General features: G+C 65.8%; 20 protein-coding genes. All 20 read right to left on the reverse strand.

Annotation, left to right across the window (positions count from 1 at the left end):
* Positions 1–6: 6 nt before the first annotated feature.
* A complete protein-coding gene (locus WQQ_RS07585) occupies positions 7–2,550 on the reverse strand; it encodes a TonB-dependent receptor plug domain-containing protein (RefSeq protein ID WP_007184552.1) in 2,544 nt (847 codons plus the stop codon).
* Between the two features lie 239 nt (positions 2,551–2,789).
* Positions 2,790–3,680 carry a TauD/TfdA dioxygenase family protein gene (locus WQQ_RS07590; RefSeq protein ID WP_007184553.1) on the reverse strand — a complete coding sequence of 297 codons (891 nt, stop codon included), beginning with the start codon at positions 3,678–3,680 and terminating at the stop codon, positions 2,790–2,792.
* A 93-nt stretch (positions 3,681–3,773) separates the two neighbouring features.
* The gene (locus WQQ_RS07595; RefSeq protein WP_007184554.1) at positions 3,774–4,547 is read right to left on the reverse strand and encodes an ABC transporter permease; all 774 of its coding nucleotides are present in this window, start codon (positions 4,545–4,547) and stop codon (positions 3,774–3,776) included.
* On the reverse strand, positions 4,544–5,341 hold the full coding sequence (locus tag WQQ_RS07600) for an ABC transporter ATP-binding protein (protein ID WP_040453709.1): 798 nt from the start codon (positions 5,339–5,341) through the stop codon (positions 4,544–4,546). The genes WQQ_RS07595 and WQQ_RS07600 overlap by 4 nt, the downstream gene beginning before the upstream one ends.
* 189 nt (positions 5,342–5,530) lie before the next feature.
* Positions 5,531–6,451 (reverse strand): LysR family transcriptional regulator, encoded by a 921-nt coding sequence (locus WQQ_RS07605; protein ID WP_007184556.1) that lies wholly within the window; start codon positions 6,449–6,451, stop codon positions 5,531–5,533.
* Entirely contained in the window at positions 6,448–6,573 is a 126-nt protein-coding gene (locus tag WQQ_RS25070; protein WP_007184557.1) for a hypothetical protein, read from the reverse strand. The genes WQQ_RS07605 and WQQ_RS25070 overlap by 4 nt, the downstream gene beginning before the upstream one ends.
* A gap of 12 nt (positions 6,574–6,585) precedes the next feature.
* Positions 6,586–7,560, reverse strand: coding sequence for a quinone oxidoreductase family protein (locus tag WQQ_RS07610; RefSeq protein WP_007184558.1), 975 nt, complete (start codon positions 7,558–7,560; stop codon positions 6,586–6,588).
* 91 nt (positions 7,561–7,651) lie between these two features.
* Positions 7,652–8,902 (reverse strand): lipoprotein-releasing ABC transporter permease subunit, encoded by a 1,251-nt coding sequence (locus WQQ_RS07615; RefSeq protein WP_007184559.1) that lies wholly within the window; start codon positions 8,900–8,902, stop codon positions 7,652–7,654.
* The gene (locus tag WQQ_RS07620; protein ID WP_007184560.1) at positions 8,899–9,846 is read right to left on the reverse strand and encodes a chorismate transformation FkbO/Hyg5 family protein; all 948 of its coding nucleotides are present in this window, start codon (positions 9,844–9,846) and stop codon (positions 8,899–8,901) included. The genes WQQ_RS07615 and WQQ_RS07620 overlap by 4 nt, the downstream gene beginning before the upstream one ends.
* A 22-nt stretch (positions 9,847–9,868) precedes the next feature.
* Positions 9,869–10,831 (reverse strand): magnesium transporter CorA family protein, encoded by a 963-nt coding sequence (locus WQQ_RS07625; protein ID WP_007184561.1) that lies wholly within the window; start codon positions 10,829–10,831, stop codon positions 9,869–9,871.
* Positions 10,832–11,101 (reverse strand): YcgL domain-containing protein, encoded by a 270-nt coding sequence (locus tag WQQ_RS07630; protein ID WP_007184562.1) that lies wholly within the window; start codon positions 11,099–11,101, stop codon positions 10,832–10,834. It abuts the gene before it with no gap.
* A gap of 70 nt (positions 11,102–11,171) precedes the next feature.
* Positions 11,172–12,020, reverse strand: a complete 849-nt coding sequence (gene thiD / locus WQQ_RS07635; RefSeq protein ID WP_007184563.1) for a bifunctional hydroxymethylpyrimidine kinase/phosphomethylpyrimidine kinase — start codon at positions 12,018–12,020, stop codon at positions 11,172–11,174.
* A 105-nt stretch (positions 12,021–12,125) separates the two neighbouring features.
* The gene (locus WQQ_RS07640) at positions 12,126–12,584 is read right to left on the reverse strand and encodes a hypothetical protein (protein ID WP_040453188.1); all 459 of its coding nucleotides are present in this window, start codon (positions 12,582–12,584) and stop codon (positions 12,126–12,128) included.
* Between the two features lie 234 nt (positions 12,585–12,818).
* Positions 12,819–13,796, reverse strand: coding sequence for a malate dehydrogenase (locus tag WQQ_RS07645; RefSeq protein ID WP_007184565.1), 978 nt, complete (start codon positions 13,794–13,796; stop codon positions 12,819–12,821).
* 285 nt (positions 13,797–14,081) lie between these two features.
* Positions 14,082–17,036, reverse strand: coding sequence for an Ig-like domain-containing protein (locus tag WQQ_RS07650; RefSeq protein ID WP_007184566.1), 2,955 nt, complete (start codon positions 17,034–17,036; stop codon positions 14,082–14,084).
* Between the two features lie 229 nt (positions 17,037–17,265).
* A complete protein-coding gene (locus tag WQQ_RS07655) occupies positions 17,266–17,661 on the reverse strand; it encodes a hotdog fold thioesterase (protein WP_007184567.1) in 396 nt (131 codons plus the stop codon).
* Between the two features lie 62 nt (positions 17,662–17,723).
* Positions 17,724–18,221: a DUF2062 domain-containing protein gene (locus WQQ_RS07660; protein ID WP_007184568.1), complete on the reverse strand. Its 498-nt coding sequence runs from the start codon at positions 18,219–18,221 to the stop codon at positions 17,724–17,726.
* Between the two features lies 1 nt (position 18,222).
* Positions 18,223–19,455, reverse strand: coding sequence for an SAM-dependent methyltransferase (locus WQQ_RS07665; protein WP_007184569.1), 1,233 nt, complete (start codon positions 19,453–19,455; stop codon positions 18,223–18,225).
* Positions 19,452–20,243 carry a DUF1365 domain-containing protein gene (locus tag WQQ_RS07670; RefSeq protein ID WP_237715025.1) on the reverse strand — a complete coding sequence of 264 codons (792 nt, stop codon included), beginning with the start codon at positions 20,241–20,243 and terminating at the stop codon, positions 19,452–19,454. The genes WQQ_RS07665 and WQQ_RS07670 overlap by 4 nt, the downstream gene beginning before the upstream one ends.
* Entirely contained in the window at positions 20,240–21,517 is a 1,278-nt protein-coding gene (locus tag WQQ_RS07675) for an NAD(P)/FAD-dependent oxidoreductase (protein WP_007184571.1), read from the reverse strand. Before WQQ_RS07675 ends, WQQ_RS07670 begins: the two co-directional genes overlap by 4 nt.
* Positions 21,518–21,624 lie beyond the last annotated feature (107 nt).

The raw sequence follows: 21,624 nt of genomic DNA on the forward strand, positions 1-21,624 counted from the left end.
ACGGATTCACTCCAGATACCAGACGGCGCGAGCGTAATAGAAGCCACCCGTCGCACCGAACGGACTATTGGTGGCGTAGCGCTGCGAGCCGATCACGTCGGCGATCGTGCTGCGATCCGGATAGGTGTCGAACAGATTGTTCGCACCGACCGCGACCGTGAACGACGGCGTGATCGCATAGGCGACGTCGAGGTCGGCGAGCCACTTGGCGCCGTAGTGCTGATCGCTCGCCGGGTTGTCGGTGAGCTGCGAGACCGCGCCGTAGCGCGTGCCACGCAGGTTCACGTCGAAGTCGGCGATCTGCCAATCGAGCCCGACCAGCGTCTTGGTTCTCGGCAGCGCGACGGTCAGATAGCTCTGCGCGACGCGATCGAACAAGCTCAGGCCGAGATCGGCGAGCTGCTCCGGCGTGTCCTTGATGTTCTCGATCGTGGTCTTGTTGTAGTTGAAGCCGAGGTTGTAGCGCAGCGTTCCCCAACCCGACGCGCCGAAGCGCTGCAGGTAGCTCGCCACCACGTCGACGCCGCGCGTCCTGGTGTCGATCGCATTGGTGTTGTACGACACCGCCTGGTTCGGATCGAGCCCGTTGTCGCTGAGAATCTGCGAGATGCCGCTTCCGCGCAGCGTGGTCGTGCGCGCGATGCGATCATCGAGCAGGATATGGTACGCGTCGATGTCGATGCTCAAGTCCTTGAGCAGCTGCAGGCTCAGGCCGATGCTCGTGTTGAGCGACTTTTCGGGCTTGAGTTCGGTGGCGCCGAGCGCCTGGCCGAGCGCCGAATCCGGACGCGCGTTGCGCGACGTGGTCACGCCGGCGATCTGGCCGTTGACGATGAACGGGCCTTGCGAGCCGCTCGCGAAACCGGTCTGCGACAGCGAGGGCGCACGAAAGCCATTGCTCACGGTGCCGCGCAAGGCGATGCCCGGAGCGAAGTCGTAGCGCGAGGTGAGCTTGCCGCTCCAGGTATCGCCGGCGCTGTCGTTGTAATTCTCGTAACGACCCGCGACGGCGGCGTACCACTTCGACGTCAGGTTCAGACCGAGGTCGACGTAAGTCGCGACGTTCTGGCGATCGAGATCGGCCGCGTCTTCGGGCAGCACCAGCACCGCGGCCTGCGCACCGATCGCGGCGGGCTGGCCTGCGAGCGGACCACCGGGGAACACGTAGCCGCCGTTCGCATACGAAAGCGGATCACGCACGATGGTCTGGAAGCTCTCGTAGCGGTGCTCGAAGCCGAACGACACCTGCAACGGTGAAGACCAGCCGATGTCGAAGCCGCGCGTGAAATCGAGATTCGTCGTGAGCTGATCGAAGATCGGCGTGAAGGTGGCGAAGTTGCTCGGCGAATCCGGCCCCAATGACGCATTCACCGAGTTCTTCTCGTAGAGATCGACGCGGTTGCGGCCGTAGGTGGTGCTGAGATCCCAGTTCCACTCGCTGACCTGGCCTTTGACGCCGCTGGCGAGCTGGTAGTCGAGCTCGTTGAGATAGGTGGTCGGCGTCAGCACGACATCGGTCAGCAGCTCTGGAATCACGTTGGCCGTGGTCGCGCGGCGATAGCTCTGGCCGAGCTCGCCGTCACGGCGTCCGAACGAACCGAAGACATACGGCGTGATGCCGTTGTCGAGCGGCAGCGCCGCGTTGAAGCTCAGGTTGAACGACTTGATCTTCGGCGTGCCGCCGCGGAACTTGCGCTTGTCGACTTCGGCTTCGCGCGGATCGGGCGAGCCGTCTTCGAGCGGATAGTAGAAGGCTTCGGTGGCCGGGTTCACGCGCAGCGTCCAGTTCTGCTTGCGCGCATCGGCCGCCAGATTGAAGTAGCCGGTGTCGCCGAACTTGAAACCGTAGTTGCCGGTGGCGAGCACGGTTTCGCCGTCCTGGCGGTCCTGGAATTTGTAGCGCTGGCCGAGCGTGGTGCTCACCGAGCCGCCACTGCTGTTGCTCTTGAGGATCACGTTGATGACGCCCGCGATCGCGTCCGAGCCGTACTGCGCAGCCGCACCATCGCGCAGGATTTCGATGTGATCGATCGCCGATACCGGAATGAAATCGAGATCGACCGGGTTGGCGTTGATCGCCTGGCTGTCAGCCGCCATCGTCGGCAGCGCACTGTTGTGGCGGCGCTTGCCGTTGACGAGCACGAGCACGTGCGCACCCGAGAGCCCGCGCAGCCCCGCGGGCTTGGACACCGTGCCCCAGGTCGCGTTGCCGCGCGTGTTGGTGACGAAGGACGGCGCGAGCTGTTCGAGCGCGTCCTTGAGCGCGCCGCTGCTGCCGCCGAGCTTTTCGAGCTGCTCGCCGCCGATCACGTCGATCGGCACCGGGCTGTCGGCGACCGTTCGCGCATTGCCGCGCGTGCCGGTGACGACGATGGTTTCGATGTTGGCGACGTCATCGGCCGCGGCGACTTGCAGCGGCAACGAGCCGGGGTTGGCTTCCTGCGCGAAACTGGCCGCGCTGACGGAGCCGAACAGCGAAGCAATCGCGAACGAGATCGCCGAACGGCGTCCTCGAACCGTCGTTGCGGCGGTGAATTTCGAAATCGACATTGAGAATCCTGGGAAGGTAGAGGCGTCGCGTCTCGATGTCGGGTGGCGAGCGCAGGCAAAGCGGGGGCGGAAGGCCGCTGGCGACGACCTTTGATTGAGTGAATGGCTTTTCCCTTCTCCCTCCGGGAGAAGGTGCCCCGAAGGGGCGGATGAGGGCCTCGCAGCAAGAGCAAGACTGGCCCGTGCCGGAGAGTCCCTCACCCCTGCCCCTCTCCCGCAGGGAGAGGGGTTTTCAGCACTTACGCCGGCAGCACGAAGCGCTTGCTCGGGTCGCGCGACGGAACGTCGTTGCTGCCGACGACGACGCGCTCGACACGGCGCGGATAATCGCCGTAGTCGTGGATCGCGGTGTGCAAGGTGGAGCGGTTGTCCCAGATCGCCAGCGTGCCCTTCTTCCACTTGAGGCGCAGGTGGTATTCGGGGCGCAGCACTTCTTCGTAGATTTCGCTGAGCAGGGCTTCGCTGTCGGCGCGATCCCAGCCGACGATCCACGGATGCATGATGAAATCGACGTAGAGCAGGTCTTCGCCGGTCTCGGAGTGATTGATCACGGCTGGATGCGCGACGATCGGATGCGAGATGCCCGACAGCGCGAGCTCCTTGTATTCGTGGGTCACGTAGAGGCCTTCGAGCTTGGCCTTCAGACGATCCGGCAGGCCGCGATAGATCGCGCCGGCGTCGGCCCAGATCGTGTCGCCGCCGACTTCCGGCACCTCGACGCCGCGCAGGAACGAGGCGAAAGCCACCGGATACGTCCAGCTGCCGTCCGAATGCCAGGTGCGGCGCTTCGGAATGTGGCCGTATTCGGCCGTCGGCGGCACGATGGTGTGCATGCCCTGCGGCAGGTCTTCCTTGCGCTGCGTTTCCTTGAGCTTCTGCAGCGGGTGGATCACCGGCGGGCCGAACTGCGTCGCGAACGCGAGCTGCTGTTCGCGCGTGATGTGCTGATCGCGCAGGAAGATGACCTTGTGCTGGACGATCAGCGCGCGCACTTCGTCGCGCAGCTCGGGCGTCAGCGGCTCGCGCAGGTCGAGGCCTTCGACTTCGGCACCGAAGGTCGGCTGCAGGCGGGTGACCTTGAGCTGGCCTTCATGAGGCACGTGGGCTTGCAGGGAAAGTGCATACGACATGGAAGGCTCCTGATGAATGCGATGATGGTTGGATGCAGCGAATGTGTGATGCGGCGAAAGAAGCTGAGAGATCAGACGACGATCAGACGACGATCAGGCGGCGCGCAGCGAAGGCATCAGCGGGCGCCAGGCCAGCGCATGACGTTCGAGCAGTCGCACGAAGGCGTCGGTGAGCAGGCCGAGCACGCTGTAGATCAGCAGACAGACCATGATCACGTCGGTCTTCATGAAGTCGCGCGCTTCGTTGATCAGATAGCCGATGCCCGAATTGGCGTTGATCTGCTCGACCGCGACGAGTGCGAGCAGCGAAATGCCGAGCGCATAGCGCAGGCCGACGAAGAACGACGGCAGCGCGCCGGGCAGGATCACGTGCCAGATCAGTTCGAGCCGATTGAGGCCGAGCGTTTCCGAGGCTTCGACGAGCTTGGCGTCGACGCCGCGGATGCCGCCGTAGAGCGTCAGGTAGATCGGCGTCTTCGTCGCGAGCGCGATCAGCGCGACCTTGGTCAGCTCGCCGATGCCGAACCACAGGATGAACAATGGAATCACGCCGAGAAACGGCAGCGCGCGCAGCACCTGCATGAGCGGATCGGTGGCCGCCTCACCGCGGCGCGAAAGCCCCGCGATCAGCGCGAGCACGGTGCCGAACGACACGCCGATCAGCAGCCCGAGGCCGGCGCGATGCAGCGAGACGAGCAGATGCTCGATCAGGCGGCCCGAGAACAGCAGATCACCGAAGGTGCCGACGAGCGCGGACGGTGCCGGCATGATCAAGGTTGGAATCAAGCCCAGTCGCGATCCGAGTTCCCACAGCACAAGCACAGCGATCGGGCTCAGCAGGCGCGAATCGAGCAGACGCGCGCTCATCGCAGGGCTCCGGGCGCCAGGCGCGCAGGCGCAGCGGCGATGGCTTCGTCGGCGACTTCGACGCCCAGACTCGTGAGCAGGCGACGACGCAGCGCACGAAACTCCGGCTGATCGACCGAGCGAACCGCCGGCAGCACGATGCGTTCTTCGTGCTCGATGCGGCCCTGCGACAACACCAGCACGCGATCGGCGAGCAGTGCGGCCTCGTCGACATCGTGCGTGACGAGCAACACCGCCAGACGATGCGTGCGCCAGAGCTTCTGCACGAGCTTGTGCATGCTCATGCGCGTAAGCGCATCGAGCGCGCCGAAGGGCTCGTCGAGCAGCAGCAACTTCGGATCGCGCACCAGCGCACGTGCGAGCGAAACGCGCTGCGCCTGTCCGCCCGAGAGCGTCGCAGGCCAGGCTTGCGCGTGTTCGGCGAGACCCACTTCATTCAGAGCGTCGAGCGCACGCCGGCGTGCATCGGGCGCCCGCAAGCCCAGCGCGATGTTCTGCCAGGCGCGCTTCCACGGCAGCAGGCGCGGCTCCTGGAACACCGTCGCAACAGCGGCTGGCGTTTCGAGATGACCTTCGCTGATGCGATCGAGGCGGCCGAGCGCGCGCAGCAGGGTGGTCTTGCCCGAGCCGCTGCGTCCGAGCAGGGCAACGAATTCGCCCGGCGCGACGTCGAGATCCAGGCCGTCGAGAACGGCTCGCGTGCCGAAGCGACGCGTCAGCCCGCGCGCGCGAACGGCTCGCTGGGCCTCGTCGGCGACGGTGGTCTGCCGGTTGCGATCGATTGGCGTGGGCACGTCGAGCTCCGATGCATCATGCAAGCGCCGAATGGCGTGGAGCTCAAATTAGTCATTCTGCGCATAAAGGTGAAAGACCTTTATTAGCCATCCATATGTTGTTTCGGAAGCAACAGTCCGATCACGAATGTCGCTTTGTCTTTTCTAAATAAATGTTTAGCCAAACAGAAATGCACTGGGGGCACGGCGTCAGGTGCCGGTTTTTACCTGCATGGGAGATACGACTGCGAAAGCGGGTTCGATCGCATCGGCCAGCCTTTGCAGCGGCCGCTGCAGCTTGCCGATCAGCTTGGGATGCAGCATCACGAGATCGAGCGTGGGCTTGAAATCGCCGAGCGGAAGCGCGCGCAGCTGATCGCGCCAGGCGCTGCGTTCGAGCAGCGGCTCGGCCATGAGCCCCAGGCCCATGCCGCCGGCGACCAGCCCGAGCTGTAGTTCGGCACCGAAGATTTCGAGATTGGTACGCATCGCCAAACCCTGCGCGGTCAGCATGCGATGCAAGGTGGCTCGAAAGCCGCAGCCGTCCGGGTTGAGGATCCAGCCGCGATCGGCGCAATCGGCGAGCCGGTACGCGCGCTTCGGAAAATCGTCCTTGCGCGCAACCACGCGCAGCGGTACCTGGCCGAGCGGGCGCACGACCCATTCCTCGGGATAGTTGCGTCCGGGCGGAAACAGCGCGATGGCCGCATCGAGTTCGCCATCCTTGAGCCGGTCGAGCAGCGCGCTGCTCCAGCCCGTCGACACCTGCACCGACAGATCGGGGAATTCGAGCTGCAACTCGGGCAGCGCATCGAGCAGGGCGATGTCGCCGACCATCTGCACCACGCCGAGCCGCAGGCTGCCGCTCGGCTGCGCATCGCTGGTGACCAGGTGACGCAGGCCTTCGACTTCGCGCATCACCTGCAGGCAGCGCTCGTAGACGAGCTTGCCCATCGCGGTCGGGCGCGGCGGTTTGGTGTTGCGATCGAGCAGCACCACACCGAGCGCTTCCTCGAAGTTCTGGATGCGCCGCGTGACCGCCGGCTGCGTGAGCTCCAACACCTGCGCCGCCGCGCTGATCGACTGGCAGCGCACCACCGTCACGAAGGCTTCGATGTCGTCAATTTTCATGGGCCGACGAGTTTAGCGCGCCAAAACCGCGGGTCTAAGCTCATGCCGCAAACGTCGCGGCTGAGTCCGAACACCAGGCCAACGACGATGCCGAGCCCGACGCCAAGCAGCTGCGTCAGCATCGCGGACTCGGGTCAGGGAACCAGAATCGTCGAGCCCGTGGTCTTGCGCGCTTCGAGATCGCGATGCGCCTGCGCCGCGTCGGCGAGCGCGTAGCGCTGGCCGATGCTGGCCTTGACCTTGCCGCTGCCGACGACCTCGAACAGGCGCGCGGCCATCTGGTCGAGCGAGGCGCGCTCGGCCGTGTAGTGGAACAGCGTCGGACGCTGCACGTACAGCGAGCCGCGCGAGGACAGATCGTTGAGCGTGAACGGAGGGACCACGCCGGAGGCGTTGCCGAACGACACCAGCGTGCCGAACTTGGCGAGGCAGTCGAGCGATATCTTGAAAGTGTCCGCGCCGACGCCGTCGTAGACCACCGGAACACCGCGTCCGCCGGTGATTTCCTTCACGCGCTCGACGACGTTCTCGCTGCGGTAGTTGATCAGGTGCGTTGCGCCATGCGCCTTGGCGAGATCGAGCTTGTCCTGCGTGCTCGCGGTGGCGATCACGGTGACGCCGAGCGCGCGCGCCCATTGGCAGGCGATCAGGCCGACGCCGCCGGCGGCCGCGTGAAACAGGATCGTCTCGCCGCCCTTGAGCGGAAAGCTGCGGTTGAACAGATAGTCCACCGTGAGGCCTTGCAGCATCATCGCGGCCGCGGTGTCGTGCTCGATCGAGTCGGGCAGTTTCACGAGCAGCGATGCGGGCACCAGGCGCTCGGTCGCATACGCGCCGAGCGGTCGACCCGTGTAGGCGACGCGATCGCCGACCTTGAAGTCGCCGACACCCGCGCCAACGGCCTCGATCACACCCGAAGCTTCGAGCCCGATGCTGCCGGGCATCGGCTGCTCGTAGGTTCCGTCGCGAAAATACACGTCGATGTAGTTGAGGCCGACGGCGTGATGCTTGATACGGACTTCGCCCGCACCGGGTTCGCCGACCTGCACGTCGACGTACTGCATGACTTCGGGACCGCCGGCTTGGTTGATGCGGATGGCTTTGGGCATTGCGATGTTGTCCAGACGATTGCGAATTCGGATTGTGATCAAGCGTCGTCGGCGAGCGCGGGCCGCACGAGGACCAGGCGCAGTGGCTCGATCATTCGTAGCGCAGCGCTTCGGCCGGCTGCATTTTCGACGCGCGCCAGGCCGGATACAAAGTCGATCCAAGCCCGAGCAGCAGCGACATGAGACTGATGCGGATCACGTCCCAGGCCGCCAGATCCGAAGGCAGCTCGCCGAGATCGTAGACCTCGGCCGACATCAGCTGATGCCCGCTGATGGCCTGGAACGCGCTCGCGAGCGACTCCAGGCTCAGCGACAGCGCGATGCCGCCGGCCGCGCCCGCGAGCGTGCCGATCGCGCCGATCAGCGTGCCCTGCACCATGAAGATCAGCATGATCGAGCGCGGCGTCGAACCGAGCGTGCGCAGGATCGCGATCGCGGCCTGCTTGTCGTGCACCACCATCACCAGCGTCGACACGATGTTGAACGCGGCCACCGCGACGATCAGCGAGAAGATGATGAACATCACGCTCTTGGTGCTCGCGATCGCGCGAAAGAAATTGTCGTGCGAGCGCGTCCAGTCGTCGACGTAGAACAAACCTTGCAGCGACGAGGCCACTTGCATCGCGATGCTCGGAGCGCGCAGCGGATCGCTGAGCTTGAGATGCAGGCCGGTGACGCCCTCGCCGGCGCCGAACAGCGCCTGCGCATCGGCAAGATGAATGTAGGCGGCCTTCATGTCGACTTCGTAAAGCCCGGCATTGAAGATCGCGACCACCGCGAACTGGCGCAGCCGCGGCAGGAAGTCACCGTTGGGCTTGGTCTGCAAGGTCAGCAGGCCGATCTTGTCGCCGATTCCGACCTTGAGCTTCTTGGCGAGCTCATGTCCGATGACGATGCCGTAGCCACCGGCGACGAGCCCGTCGAAACGGCCATCGACGATGTATTTCGCGATGTCGGTGACTTGGGTTTCCTCTTCGGGCAGCACGCCCTGGAACGCCGGAACGCCGAGGTTTTCGTTGCCCGCGCGAACCAGCACTTCGCCGCTCACGAACGGCGCCACCGCGACCACGTCCCCGTTGCTTCGCGTCTGATCCGCAAGCTGGCGCCAGTTCTGGAGATGGCCTTCGAACGCATAGATCGACGCATGCGCGGACATCGCGAGCACGCGCGATTTCAGCTCGCGCTCGAAGCCATTGACGACCGACAGCACGGCGATCAGCGTGGCGACGCCGATGGCGATGCCGAGCATCGAGGCCAGCGAAATGAACGAGACCAGGCGATTGCGTCGGCGCCCGGCCGTGTAGCGCAGGCCGATCCAGAGCTCGTAGCGTTGCGGACTCATGCGCGCTGCCCGATGCGCTGCACGTTGCGCTGTTCGCTTCGTTGCTCGAACAGGCCTTCGATCTCGACCATCAGGCCGCGCCGGCAGACTTCGCCGTTGAGCACGAGCAGAGGCGCCTCGGCGCCGAAGCGCGCGAGCACGGCGGCCCTGGCGGCGGGCGCATCGGCCGGATCGAACACGTAGAGCTTCAGCAGGCTCGGCGTCCACGCGCCACCGGCCTGGGTCAGCAGTGCGTCGACGTTGGCGAGCATCTCCTGCGCCTGCGCGACTGCGTCGTAGGCGTGACGGGTCTCATGGCCGACGATCGCGGCGGTGCCCGAGACGAGCAGCTGCGAGCCGTAGCGCGTGGCGCGCGAAAAGCTCGGCGATCGCGGCCCGAATTCGCGTGGGTAGCGAAACGCGCTGGTCTGGCGCGGATTCTCGATCTGCTCGCCGGCCTGCTTCGACGCGAAACCGAACAGGTGCAGGCCGGCGCGCGTGGTTCCGATCACGGTCGCCGCGGGCAGCCGACGCTCGAAATCCGGCGCGACGATCGCGCGATGGCGGCCGAGACAGAAGCGCCGATAGCGCTCGTCGTCGCCTTCGCCAACGGTCAACTCGTCGAAGTAATTCCAGATGCGCAGCAGCTCGCGGTAGCCGCTGTCTTCGAGCAAGGCGAGCAGATCGCGATAGGCGTGCTCGGCGGCGGCTTCGATGTCGCTCGCGGCGGTGTCGAGGCGGCGAAAGAACAGATGCGTGCCGTCGTCCGCGCAGGCGTAGCCATGGCGTTCGAAGCGCCGCAGCTCGTCGTTCTGCGCGAACCACCATTCGCAGCGCGGCTCCGACAACGGCGGCAACGGCACGAGCACGTCGGCCACGCCTCGGCCCGGTGCGTCGCCGAAGCACACGCGCGCCAGCAGCGGTGCCGAAGGCGTCGCATCGAGCGGCGACAGCGCGACATTCAATTCACGTCCTGACACGGAAGCCCTAGAAGAAACGCCGCTGCCGGAACCACAGCAGCAGCACGGCGGCGGTGCTCGCGAGCAGGCCGAGCACGAGGAAGTATCCATGGCGCCAGTGCAGCTCGGGCATGTACTCGAAGTTCATGCCGTACAGACTGGTGATGAAGTTGAGCGGAAAGAAGATCGCCGAGATCACCGTCAGCAGCTTCATGATGCGGTTGGTGCGATAGCCCATCGCCGCGAAGTGCAGATCGATCGCGGACTCGACGTCGCGTTCGAGGTTGCCCGCATGATGCGTCACGCGCACCACGTGCTCGACAATGTCGCGAAAGCGCACTTCCTCGCCCTGCGTCCAGTCGAAGCGGCTGCCGCGACGCCAGGCGTCGAGCGCCTCGTGCTGCGCGTCGCCGAGCGATTCGAGCCGGCGCACGACACGGCGCGCGGCGAGCAGCGGGCGCCATTGCTTGGTCGGCGAAGCCGGATCGAGCAGATCGTCCTGCAGCGCGGTGAGCCGCGTATCGAGCACCTCGCGCACCTTGAGGTAGCGATCGACCATCGCGTCGAGAATGAACTGCGCGAGCAGCACCGGCGTCGGCGGGCACTTGAGGCGGCCGTTGGCGAGCCGCTGCTGCACCTGCGTATAGCTCGGCGCATCGGCCTCGCGCACGCTCACGAGCAGGCGATCGAACAGGAACATCGCGCCGACGCGCGTATCGAGCGGAAACGGATCGTCGCTGGGCCCCAGGCCTTCGAAGATCAGCATGTCGTAGTCGCCGGTGCCGTCGAAGAACGGCGGATGGCGGCCGTTGAGACTGTCGGAAATGTGTTCGACGTCGATCTCGGCGTCGACGAGCGGCTGCACGATCGCCGGCCAGTCCTGATGATCGCTGCGGATGAAATCGATCCACAGCAGACCTTCTTCAGGCAGCTCGTCGACCCGATCGAGCCTGCGCGGCGACTGGCCGGGGATCAGGTGAAAGATATCCACTCAATACTCGCCTTCGTTGAGCTGGACCTGGATTTGTCCGTTGGGCGGCATCTGCAGGTAAAAGCCCGGCCCGGCGAGCTGCTCGATGACGCGGTTGACGTCGACGCGTGCGAGCCTGCGCTGAGGGCTCAGCTCGATCCGCATGACCTCGGTGAGCCGGCCCGTGCGTACCAACAAGGGCTCGGGCAGCGTCTCGGGCGCGAGCCCGGCGCGCAGGTACAGATACATCTCCTGCTGCTTGCTGCAGCGATAAACCACGCAGGCGGGCATGTGGGCGCGCTCGATTCGAAAGCCAGCGCGCATTTTACGCGGCCGTGGTGAACGCGCAGATTTCGGTGCTTCAGCCCTGAGCGGGCAGCTTGCGCATCGGCCTGGGGGCGAAGCCATGGTCGAGCGGCCCGTGACCGCGCCCCGTGCGCACGGCTGCGCCCGATTCGATGGCCTTGCGCACGTAGTCGCGCGCCGCGCCGACCGCTGCGACCAGATCGTCGCCGAGCGCCAGCTGCGCGGCGATCGCCGAAGACAACGTGCAGCCGGTGCCGTGCAGGTTGCGGCTGTGGATGCGCGAGGCCCGCCAGATCTGGCGGCTACCGTCGGCGGTCAGCAGCAGGTCGACCACGTCCTCGCCGGGCAGGTGACCGCCCTTGAGCAGTACCGCGCGCGCTCCGCGTGCGATCAGGCGCTCGGCCGCGCGCTGCAGCGTGATGTCGTCGTGGATCGCGAAGCCGACGAGCAGGGCGGCCTCGTCGAGATTCGGCGTCACCAGGCTCGTGCGCGGAAACAGTTCCTTCACCAGCACTTCGACCGCCGGCTCGTCGATGAGCCGCGCACCACTCGTCGCGACCATCACCGGGTCGAACACCACGTTCGGCAACCGGTGACGCACGATCGCCCCGGCGACCGTGCGCACGATCTCGGGCGAATGCAGCATGCCGATCTTCACCGCGTCGACACCGATGTCCTCGACGACCGCGTCGATCTGCTGGCTCAGGAACTCGGGTGGCGTCGCGTGGATCGCGCGCACGCCGGTGGTGTTCTGTGCGGTCAGCGCGGTGATCGCGCTCATGCCGTAGCAGCCGAGCGCGGCGAAGGTCTTGAGATCGGCCTGGATACCCGCGCCGCCACCGCTGTCGGAACCGGCGATCGTGAGCAGGCGCGCATAGCGCGATTCGGCGGAGGGCTGGGGCATGGCGCTCGGACGCTGAGGCGTTGAAAGGCCGGCCATTATCCACGCACCGTCCCGCCTCCATGAAAAAGCCCCCGCCGATGCGGGGGCTGGCGCTTCATGCGTTTTTCACCGGGCGCTGGCGTAGTTCGCGTTGATCGCCTTGAACGAGGGCGACACCAGCATGCCCTGCGGATCGGCCTGGCCGAGAATGGCCTGACGACGGCGCTCGGCCGATTCGAGCCAGCGCTGGTAGCTCTCGAGCTGCGACTGGTAGTCGGTATGCAGGCTCGCGAGGCGGGCCTTGTCCCGGATCTGCGCCTCCATCATCTTGAGATTGAAGGCCGTGGCTTCGAGGCGAGCGCTGCGATCGGCGATCTGGGCGTTGATTCCGCGCAGCTCGGCCAGCCTCGAATCACCTTCCGGCAGCTGTCCCTGATTGTCCCAGGGTTGGAACTGCGCGCTGCCGCTGGCGACTTTGCCTTTCTCGTCCGCAGGGTACTCGTAGGCCGAAACATCGAGGCCCGCGGACAAGCCCAGCAGACCCAGGACGATCAGGGCGGCACCGCGAAGAGGCTGCAGTTTCATGGCGAGTGACTCGCGAAGTGGATTCGGTGTGAGCTCATGGTGCTCGATCACCGCGTTGCCGCCTGTAGACAAAACTTCACGAGCCGGACGAATCCGCGGCCATCGGTATGGTTTGTCTAGGCGTCGGGGCACCCCGAGTCGAACTTTTCGAAACGAAAAACCCCGCCGGAACGATCCGGCGGGGTTTCGATACAGCCCGCGACCGGTAAAGGTCGCGGCAGCAAGCGGAATGGCTTACTTGAGCAGGTCTTCGATCGCGGCGCGCTCTTCACGCAGCTCGGTTTCGGTGACGGTCATGCGGGCGCGGCTGAACTCGTCGACCGACAAGCCCTGCACGATCTCGTACTGGCCGTTCTTGCAGGTGACCGGGTAGCCGTAGACCACACCCGGGGCGATGCCGTAGCTGCCGTCGGACGGAATGCCCATCGACACCCACTTGCCATCGGTGCCGAGCGCCCAGTCGCGCATGTGGTCGACCGCGGCCGAGGCGGCCGAAGCGGCCGACGACAGGCCACGCGCCTTGATGATGGCGGCACCGCGCTGCTGCACGACCGGAATGAAGTCCTTCTCGATCCATTCCTGCGACACCAGGCTCTTGGCCGGCTTGCCGCCGATGGTGGTGTGGCTGATGTCCGGGTACTGGGTGGCCGAGTGGTTGCCCCAGATGATGACCTTGTCGATGTCGTTGCCGGAGGTGCCGGTCTTGGTGGCCAGCTGGCTGATGGCGCGGTTGTGGTCGAGGCGGACCATGGCGGTGAACTGCTTCGGGTCGAGCTTCTTGGCGGCCGACGCGGCGATCAGCGCGTTGGTGTTGGCCGGGTTGCCGACCACCAGCACCTTGACGTCGCGGCTGGCGTTGTCCGACAGCGCCTTGCCTTGCGGAACGAAGATCGCGCCGTTGGCCGAGAGCAGGTCCTTGCGCTCCATGCCCGGGCCGCGCGGACGCGCGCCGACCAGCAAAGCGTAATCGGTGCCGTCGAAGGCTTCGTTGGCATCGGCGGTGGCGACCACGCCGGACACCAGCGGGAAAGCGCAGTCGTCGATTTCCATGACGGTGCCCTTGAGCTTTTCGAGCGAATCCGGAATGTCGAGCAGCTGCAGGATCACCGGCTGGTCGGGGCCGAGCATGGAGCCGGACGCGACGCGGAAGATGAGGGAGTAGGCGATCTGGCCGGCGGCGCCGGTGATGGCGACCTTGACGGGCTTCTTCATGAGAGAAAAACCTTCCTTCGTTGAAAAGAGCGGGCGGAACAACGAGCAGCTACGGCTCACGAATCGGAGCCTTCAACCTGGAATCAGGTGGCCCAAGGGGCTGCAATCTCGTCCAGCCGTCGTCCTCGGGCGCGGAATTCTACCTGCTTTGGCCAGCGGAACCGAGCGTCGGGTAACGCTCGTGCCTCGGCGGTGAGGCCGATTCTGCCTCCGGGCGGGTCACACCGACGGCCGTGCACAAAAAAAGGCGGCCCGGAGGCCGCCCTTCTTGTTGCCGTTACCGGCTTACGGCGCCGCGGGCTCCGGATTCGTCGCCGGGCAGGCCGAGTAGACCGGCACCGAGTAGGTGACGCCGGCCAGCGAGCTCACGCGCAGTTCCACCGTATCGAAGGCCTTGGTGGTCGGCTGCGCACTGCGGAACAGCCGGGTATCCGGCGTCAGGTCGACGTTCAGGCCGAGCAATTCGAGATCCAGCAGTCCGGCCTGCGTCCAGCTTTCCTGGACCGCGCCGTTGCGCAGCGTGCGGATCTCGTACTGCGACAGCAGATCAACACTGAGTGCCGTAGTCGGATCACCGATCAGGAAGCCGACGGGCTGACCCGGGGTGTACGCCGAACCGTCCTTCGAGCTGACGCTGAGCGAGGTGCCGCCGAGCACCGCGAGATTGACGTTCATCTTCGCCGGCGAAGCACCCGGCGAGCTGTCGATGACATTGTTCCTGTCGGTGACACTGCAGAGCAGGCAGAGGCCAAACGCGCCGGAATCGACCTTCGCGTTCTCCGGCGTCAGCGGCGCTGAGCAATAGTTCTGCACGACGGTCAACGTGTAGCTGGCCGAGCATTTGCCCAGGCACTGCGACTGGTCCTTCAGCGTGGCGGTGATGACCGTGGTGCCTGCGGCCAGAGCCTTGCCGGAGGCGCCGCCTCCGCCGCCGACGGCCGGGTCGGCCAGTACGCTGTGGTTGCTGCTGGTCCAGGTGACCGCGTCGGCGTAGATCGCCTGGCCGGTGAGATCCCGTGCGATGAAGGTGACCGGGCTGCCGACCTGCAGCTGCTTGCCCGGCAGTTCCGGCTCGGTAACGATGCTGTCGATGCCGACCAGCTCCGAACCGGACGGCTCGCTGTCCGCGCAGGCGTCGAACACGTTAATGGTCTGCAGCGCAGTGGCGGTTCCGGAACGCAGACGCAGGCGCAGGCCGTCGAAGCTCTCGGAGGTATCCATCGCCACCAGGGCCTGTTCGTACCGCTTGCCGCCGATCAGCGTAATGCCGAGCAGGTCGACACGCAGGCCGATACCCTCGGCGCTGCTCTCCTTCACGTTGCCGTCGCTCAGCGTGCTGACTTCGAGCTGCGCAAGGACATTGGCGAGCACCAGCGGGCCCGCCGGGGCGCTGACGATGAAGCCCGGCTTGGAACCGGCGGCGCCGCCCTGGCTACCCAGTTTGATGTCGAAGCCGCGGTAGGTATTCAGCAGGCCCACACCGACATTGATCTGGCCGAAATCCGCATCCGTGTCGTTAATGACGTTGAGCCCGTTGTTGACACCGCAGAGCAGGCAAACGCCGAGCGGCTCGGTTTCCTGGATGGTCGCCCCATCGGCCTCGCGCACCGGGATCGAGCAGCCGCCGTTGGTGACGACAAAGTCCGCCTCGGCTGTCGAGCCGTTGAGGCTGGCCTTGATCTTGGTGGCCGGCAGCGGCGAACCCGCGACCGGCGCCTGCAGCGCGGTGGCGGTGCCGGCACTGGCCCCGGTCTTCACCACCGAGGCGATGGTCTCGTCATCCGAACTCCAGCTCACACTGGTGACCGGCAGATCCGCTGCGGTGCCGTCGCTGAACTTGCCGACCGGAATGAACTGCTTCTGGCGATTCAGGGCCACGTAGGCCTTGCTCGGGCGCAGCGCCAGCAGCGACTGCACGGCAGCATCCGTCACCTCGATGCTGATGGTGTCGGTGCAAGACTTGCGCACGGCCGGATCTTCGGGATCGGCGCAGACGTTGCCGGTGGTGGCGGTCAGTGACGAAGTGCCCTTGGCGCTGGAAACCACCTGAGCCTGGTTGGTCCCGCTATCCACCGCGAGCGAAATGATGGTGCTGGAGGCAGGGATCGACCAGTTGACCTTGTCGGCATCGCTGCGCGCGCCGCCGGTGATGCCGTCGGTGTAGGTGTAGTCGACAGCGAAGCTCGGACCGGCGCCCAACGGGATCTTGGCGACGCGCGTTGCGCTGATCGGCACGCTCGGATCGAGCGACTTGACCGCAATGCTGCTCAGAATCGCCTCGGTGACGTCGAGGTTGGCGTCGGCGCTGAACGTCAGATACGAGGCCGTGACCTTGACCTTGCCGGCCGATTTCCCGGTAACGGTGCAGCTGGAGATGCCGGTGCTGCAGCTGCTGTCGACGGTCGGATCGGTGGTGCCATCGACCAGCGTCGCGGTCCAGACGGCGGGAACGGCCTGATCCGGGATCGCGGTGCCGCCGCTGGGCGTGCGGAACGAGGCGATGGCGGTGAAGGAAGCCCCGACGCCGACCGGGCGACTGAGGGTAGCCGGATCGACTTTCAGGGCCGAAACCTGGCCAACGACGAACCGGGCGGTGCCGGTCACGTTCTGCGGGCTGCCTTCGGTGCCGATATCCACCGTCGCGGTCAGCGTGGCGATACCCTCCTCCGTACCGGCGGTGACCGTGACCGGGGTACCGGTGGAGTTGCTGAGCGTGCCGAGGCTGTCGATGGCCCAGGTGATCGTCCGGTCGGCGGGCAGCGCGCGCGGGGTCGGGCTGTCGCTGAAGATTCCCTGCGCCGCATAGCTCACGCTGCCGTTCGGCGTCGTCACGCCGGTCTGCGGCGTGATGACCACTTGGCGCAGCACGACGCCGAGACCGTTCACCGTCGACGTGGCGGTCTTGCCATGGAAGCTGGCGCTGATCGTGGCGGTGCCCGCCCCGACTCCGGCGACCAGGCCCTCACCGGTGACGGTGGCGACGTCGGCCGCGCTGCTGGACCAGTTGACCTTTTTGGTCACGTCCTCGACGGACGTCGGGCTGCTGCTGCCGGGCGGCGTGGAGAAGGTGGCAGTCGCGGTCAGCTGCCGATCTTCGCCGGTCGCCAGCGTGAAGCTCGTCGGCGTGACCTGCAGAGATTGAAGCTCGGGCGTGAATGCCGGGCTTTGGACGCTACCGCTTCCGCAAGCCGTCAATACAAGCGCCATGCAGGCGCCCACCCACCCTTTGATTCCCTTCATCGCATTCCCCAAGTGTCTCGGCCCGCCCCAGCGCGGCCCGATTTTCGGCCCCGCGCAGCGGAACCGTCCCCCAAAAAACTGAATCGGCCGCAAAGCCGAACCCTGAAAACCGAAAGCAATGGACAGAAAAATTACTTAATCATTGCTTACCAGCATCTTATCCTCCAGTCATCATGCTTCTCTGTAGGAAATTGCTGGCACGAACAGGCTTCGGGCGATTTATTTGAGCTCAACCGGCCGGAACGACGGCCAAAGTGCAGCGCGAGATGCAGACCGGCTTGCCAGCCTCGTCGCGGATGTCGATGGCCCAGACCTGGGTGCGGCGGCCGACGTGCACCGGCGTGGCGACCCCGATCACGTGGCCCGAGCGCACGCCGCGCAGGTGGTTGGCGTTGATTTCGAGCCCGACCACCATCTCGCCCTCGCCGACGTTGAGCTGGCCGGCAAGCGAGGCCAGCGTCTCGGCCAGGGCCACCGAGGCGCCGCCGTGCAGCAGCCCGAACGGCTGGTGCGTGCGGCGGTCGACCGGCATGCGGCCGGCGACGCGCTGCGGCGTGGTCTCGGTCAGCTCGATGCCGAGGGCGGCGAGCAAGGTGTCCTGGGTGGCGACGGGATAGGCGGACATGGGCGCTCCGAATGAAGGATGGGGATCGCCGCAAGCTTAGCGCCGTACCGGATCGCGAGGGCTCAGCCGTCGGTCGCGCGCCGGTTCGCCCCGCGCTCCAGCAAGGGCCGCAGCAGCGCATAGACGAGCAGCGCCCAGAGCGGGGCCGCCACCGCCCAGGCGCCGATGCCGCCGAGCGCGATGACGCCGAATTCGCGCAGGCTCGCCCACGGCGCCTCGCTGAAACGCGCCTGCAGTTCGGGCAGCGACAGGCTCAGATGCGGAGCACCGAGCCATTCGCCGGCCTTGAGCAGCGGAACCAACGCCAGCAGCTGCAAGCCCGAGAGCAGGTAGTTCACGAACTGCATGAGCGGGTGATTGAGCTTGAGCGCCGACCCGAGGGCCAGGCACAGCACGGTCGTCGTGCCGAGCACGGGGAACAAGGCCAGCGCCGAGGCGATGGCGACCGACAGCGCGAGCCTGTGCGGCGTGGCGCCCTGTCGCAGCTGGGCGAGCACGAGCGCCTGGGCGCGTCGCCACAGGTTCGTGCGCGGGACTTCGGGCTCAACCCTGGCCTGCACGTCAGCGCGGCTTCACGAGATCGATCTGCATCAGATCGCAGCTGCCGGTGCGAAAACCGCATTCGCAGTACGCCAGGTAATAGCGCCACATGCGCAGGAAGCGCTCGTCGAACTGCTGCACCACCTGCTCACGCACCGCGAGTACGTTGCGATGCCAGTGCGCAAGCGTCTCGGCGTAATCGAGCGCATGGAAGCGCGTGTTCTCGGGCACCAGCCCGGCGCGGCTCGCGAGCTGCTGGAACAGCGTCGGCGTGCACAGCATGCCGCCCGGGAAGATGTATTTCTGGATGAAATCGCGCTTGTTTCGGTATTGATCGAAGATCGCTTCATCGATGGTGATGCCCTGGATCGCCGCGCGACCGCCCGGCTTGAGCGCCTGCTCGATGGCCTTGAAATAGCCCGGCCAGTAGCGTTCGCCGACTGCCTCGTACATTTCGATCGAAACCACTCGATCGTATTGCTCATGCACGTCGCGATAGTCGCGAATCTCGAAGCGCACGCGATCGGCCACGCCGGCCGCCTGCGCGCGGCGCTGCGCTTCGGCGAGCTGCTCGTTCGATAAGGTGATCGAATGCACCGTGCAGCCGTAATGCTGGGCCGCATAGATCGCGAAGCCGCCCCAGCCCGAACCGATTTCGAGCAGATGATGCCCGCGTTCGAGCTGCAGTCGCTCGGCCATCAGGCGGAATTTGTTGAGCGAAGCGTCACGCAAACTTTGCTCGGGCGACTCGAACACCGCACTCGAATACGCCATCGTCTCGTCGAGCCAGAGTTCGTAGAACGCGTTGCCGAGATCGTAGTGATATTCGATGTTGGCCTTGGACCCACGCCTGGTGTTCGCGCGCCGCTGGTGCTGGATCCAGCCGTACAGACGGCCGAGCGCGTTGAACTCGAACGGGCCCTTGTAATACGGCTCGTTGCGATAGAGCACCATCAGCAAACGCGTCAGGTCGGGCGAATCCCAGCAGCCGGCCAGATAGGCGTCGCCGAAGCCCACTTCGCCGCCTTGCAGCACGTGCCTGACGAGCGCCGCATCGTGGATGACGAGCTGCCCGTGCGGCCCCGGCTCGCTGCCGCGAAACGAGCGCTGCTCGCCGTTGGGCAGGCGCACGTCGAGGCTGCCGATGCGCAGGCCACGCAGCATGTACAGCAGTACGCGCAGGCTGATCGCAAGCGAACGCGCTTTCTTGGGCAGGCTCAGGCTCAGCTCTTCGGTCGCTTCGTTTTCGTTCACGTCATCTCCGCGGAAGGTGGCGGCGGCTTGCGGTGATAGCGGCCGCCGCGTAGCCAGATCTTGAGTGCCTGCCAATGGATGCCCGCCACGACTTTGAGCGTCATCCACGGCATGCGCAGCACTTGCAGCAGCAAATTGCGATCGCTCAGCGCGATGCGCGAACCCGACAACGTCGCATCGAGGATCGGCGTGCCCTCGCGCGACTCGTGGATCACCACGCGCAAGCGCTCGGCCGGTTCGTCGATCTCGAACTCGTAGCGCCCGGCCAGATCGAAGAACGGCGACACGTGGAAGCACTTGTCCTTGCCCTGCCGCAACGAATACGCGGCCGCGTCGGCCACGGATGCAACCGGCAGCAGGTAGGCGTGCGTCTCGCCGAAGGTGTTGTTGACCTCGGCGATCACCGCGCGCAGCTCGCCGCCCGCGTGCTCGCAATACCAGAGATTGATCGGGTTGAACGCGAAGCCGAGCAGGCGCGGCAAGGTCAGCAGGCGAACGCGCCCGCCTTGCAGATCGATCCCGGCCTGCGCGAGATGGCGCTCGGCCCAGCCGCGCAAGGACACCCCGCGCTTGCGATCACCGTAGTCGGCGTCGTGCAGCGCGAGCAGATTGAATCGGTTGCGCGAAAAGCCGCGCAGTTCCGCTGCGAGTTCGTCGATGCGGTCGACGTCGACGAGCAGGTAGAACAGCCGATACGTGAAGCGATAGATCGGCGCGACGCGGCGCCGGTGCATGAGCTGCGCGGAATACAGGCAGCCCGCAGCTTCGCCATGCACGGGCGGACTCACAGGCGCGCCCAGCCCGGCAGGCAGTCGCGATCGATGCCGGCGACGGCGCGCAAGCCCGACGTGAAACCGTCTTCGTGGAAGCCGTAGCGCGTCCAGGCGCCCGCCCACCAGGTGCGGCGACGACCCTGGATCGCCGGCAGGCGCTGCTGCGCGGCGACGGTCTGCGTGTCGTAGAGCGGATGTTCGTAACGCGCGTGGTACAGCACGGTGGCCGCGCGCGGCTCGTGCGGCGGATTCAGCGAGACGATGTAGGGCGTGCGGCCGGGCAGGTTCTGCAACCGGTTCATCCAGTAGCTCACGCCGATGGGCTCGTCGCTGAGCGTATCGCGCGCGAGCAAGGCGTTCCAGGCCGACCAAGCCAGGCGACGACGCGGCATCAGCGAGGCATCGGTGTGCAGCCAGGCGTGGTTGTCGGCGTAGCGGATGCACCGCAGGACATCGCGTTCGTCGTCGTCGGCATCGCGCAGCAGGCGCAGCGACTGGTCGCCGTGCGTCGCGCAGATGACCGCGTCGAAACGGGTCTCGCCGCCGGCGGTGAAGACGCTCACACCCTCGTGATCGCGCTCCAGCGCCTGCACCGGCGTATTCGCGCGCAGCTGGCCGCGAAAGCCCGCAATCAGCTTGTCGACGTAGACGCGCGAGCCGCCCATGATCGTCTGCCATTGCGGGCGTTCGTAGACGTTGAGCAGGCCGTGGCTGTCGAAGAAGCGCGCGAAGAACGGAAACGGAAACGCCATCACACCGCGCGTCGAAGTGCTCCAGATCGGCCCGGCCATCGCGGCGACGTAGCGCACGCGCAGGCTCATCGGGTAGTGGCCGCGCTCGAGGAACTCGCCGAGCGTGATGTCGGGCAGCCGGTCCTCGGTGATGAGCTGCTTCACTTCCTTGTTGAAGCGCAGCACCGCGAGCAGCATGCGGATGTGCTCGGGCGAGAACATCAGCGAGGGCTGGGCGAAGATCTTGGCCAGGTTTTCGTCGCCGGCCCATTCGACGCGCCCGTTGTCGACGCTGACGCCGAGCGACATGTCGGTGTCCTGACGCGCGACGCCGAGTTCGTCGAGAAACGGATAGAAGTTCGGGTAGTTGACCGGGTTGCAGACGATGAAGCCGGTATCGATGGCCAGCTTGCCGCCGCGGCCGTCATCGACCTCGACGGTGTTGGTGTGCCCGCCGATGCGGGCGCTGGCCTCGAACAGCGACACCTCGTGCCGCCGGGACAGATAGTGCGCCGCACCGAGTCCGGAGATTCCACTGCCGATGACTGCGATCTTCATGTGATTTTGTGTCGTATATTATTTTCATTGTGACTCACAAACCACAACGACGGATCGCCTCGCGATCCGTCCTGCTGTCTACGCGGCGCCGCGTCCAGAGGATGCAG

This window comes from Hydrocarboniphaga effusa AP103 (assembly GCF_000271305.1).
GTDB lineage: Bacteria > Pseudomonadota > Gammaproteobacteria > Nevskiales > Nevskiaceae > Hydrocarboniphaga > Hydrocarboniphaga effusa.

What these genes read in the sequence shown, in the direction of transcription:
- WQQ_RS07585 (WP_007184552.1), bottom strand. Translation starts at nt 2,550, where the DNA reads ATGTCGATTTCGAAATTCACCGCCGCAACGACGGTTCGAGGACGCCGT.
- WQQ_RS07650 (WP_007184566.1), bottom strand. Translation starts at nt 17,036, where the DNA reads ATGAAGGGAATCAAAGGGTGGGTGGGCGCCTGCATGGCGCTTGTATTG.
- thiD (WP_007184563.1), bottom strand. Translation starts at nt 12,020, where the DNA reads ATGCCCCAGCCCTCCGCCGAATCGCGCTATGCGCGCCTGCTCACGATC.
- WQQ_RS07605 (WP_007184556.1), bottom strand. Translation starts at nt 6,451, where the DNA reads ATGAAAATTGACGACATCGAAGCCTTCGTGACGGTGGTGCGCTGCCAG.
- WQQ_RS07630 (WP_007184562.1), bottom strand. Translation starts at nt 11,101, where the DNA reads ATGCCCGCCTGCGTGGTTTATCGCTGCAGCAAGCAGCAGGAGATGTAT.
- WQQ_RS07615 (WP_007184559.1), bottom strand. Translation starts at nt 8,902, where the DNA reads ATGAGTCCGCAACGCTACGAGCTCTGGATCGGCCTGCGCTACACGGCC.
- WQQ_RS07645 (WP_007184565.1), bottom strand. Translation starts at nt 13,796, where the DNA reads ATGAAGAAGCCCGTCAAGGTCGCCATCACCGGCGCCGCCGGCCAGATC.
- WQQ_RS07640 (WP_040453188.1), bottom strand. Translation starts at nt 12,584, where the DNA reads ATGAAACTGCAGCCTCTTCGCGGTGCCGCCCTGATCGTCCTGGGTCTG.
- WQQ_RS07655 (WP_007184567.1), bottom strand. Translation starts at nt 17,661, where the DNA reads ATGTCCGCCTATCCCGTCGCCACCCAGGACACCTTGCTCGCCGCCCTC.
- WQQ_RS25070 (WP_007184557.1), bottom strand. Translation starts at nt 6,573, where the DNA reads ATGCTGACGCAGCTGCTTGGCGTCGGGCTCGGCATCGTCGTTGGCCTG.
- WQQ_RS07675 (WP_007184571.1), bottom strand. Translation starts at nt 21,517, where the DNA reads ATGAAGATCGCAGTCATCGGCAGTGGAATCTCCGGACTCGGTGCGGCG.
- WQQ_RS07595 (WP_007184554.1), bottom strand. Translation starts at nt 4,547, where the DNA reads ATGAGCGCGCGTCTGCTCGATTCGCGCCTGCTGAGCCCGATCGCTGTG.
- WQQ_RS07590 (WP_007184553.1), bottom strand. Translation starts at nt 3,680, where the DNA reads ATGTCGTATGCACTTTCCCTGCAAGCCCACGTGCCTCATGAAGGCCAG.
- WQQ_RS07610 (WP_007184558.1), bottom strand. Translation starts at nt 7,560, where the DNA reads ATGCCCAAAGCCATCCGCATCAACCAAGCCGGCGGTCCCGAAGTCATG.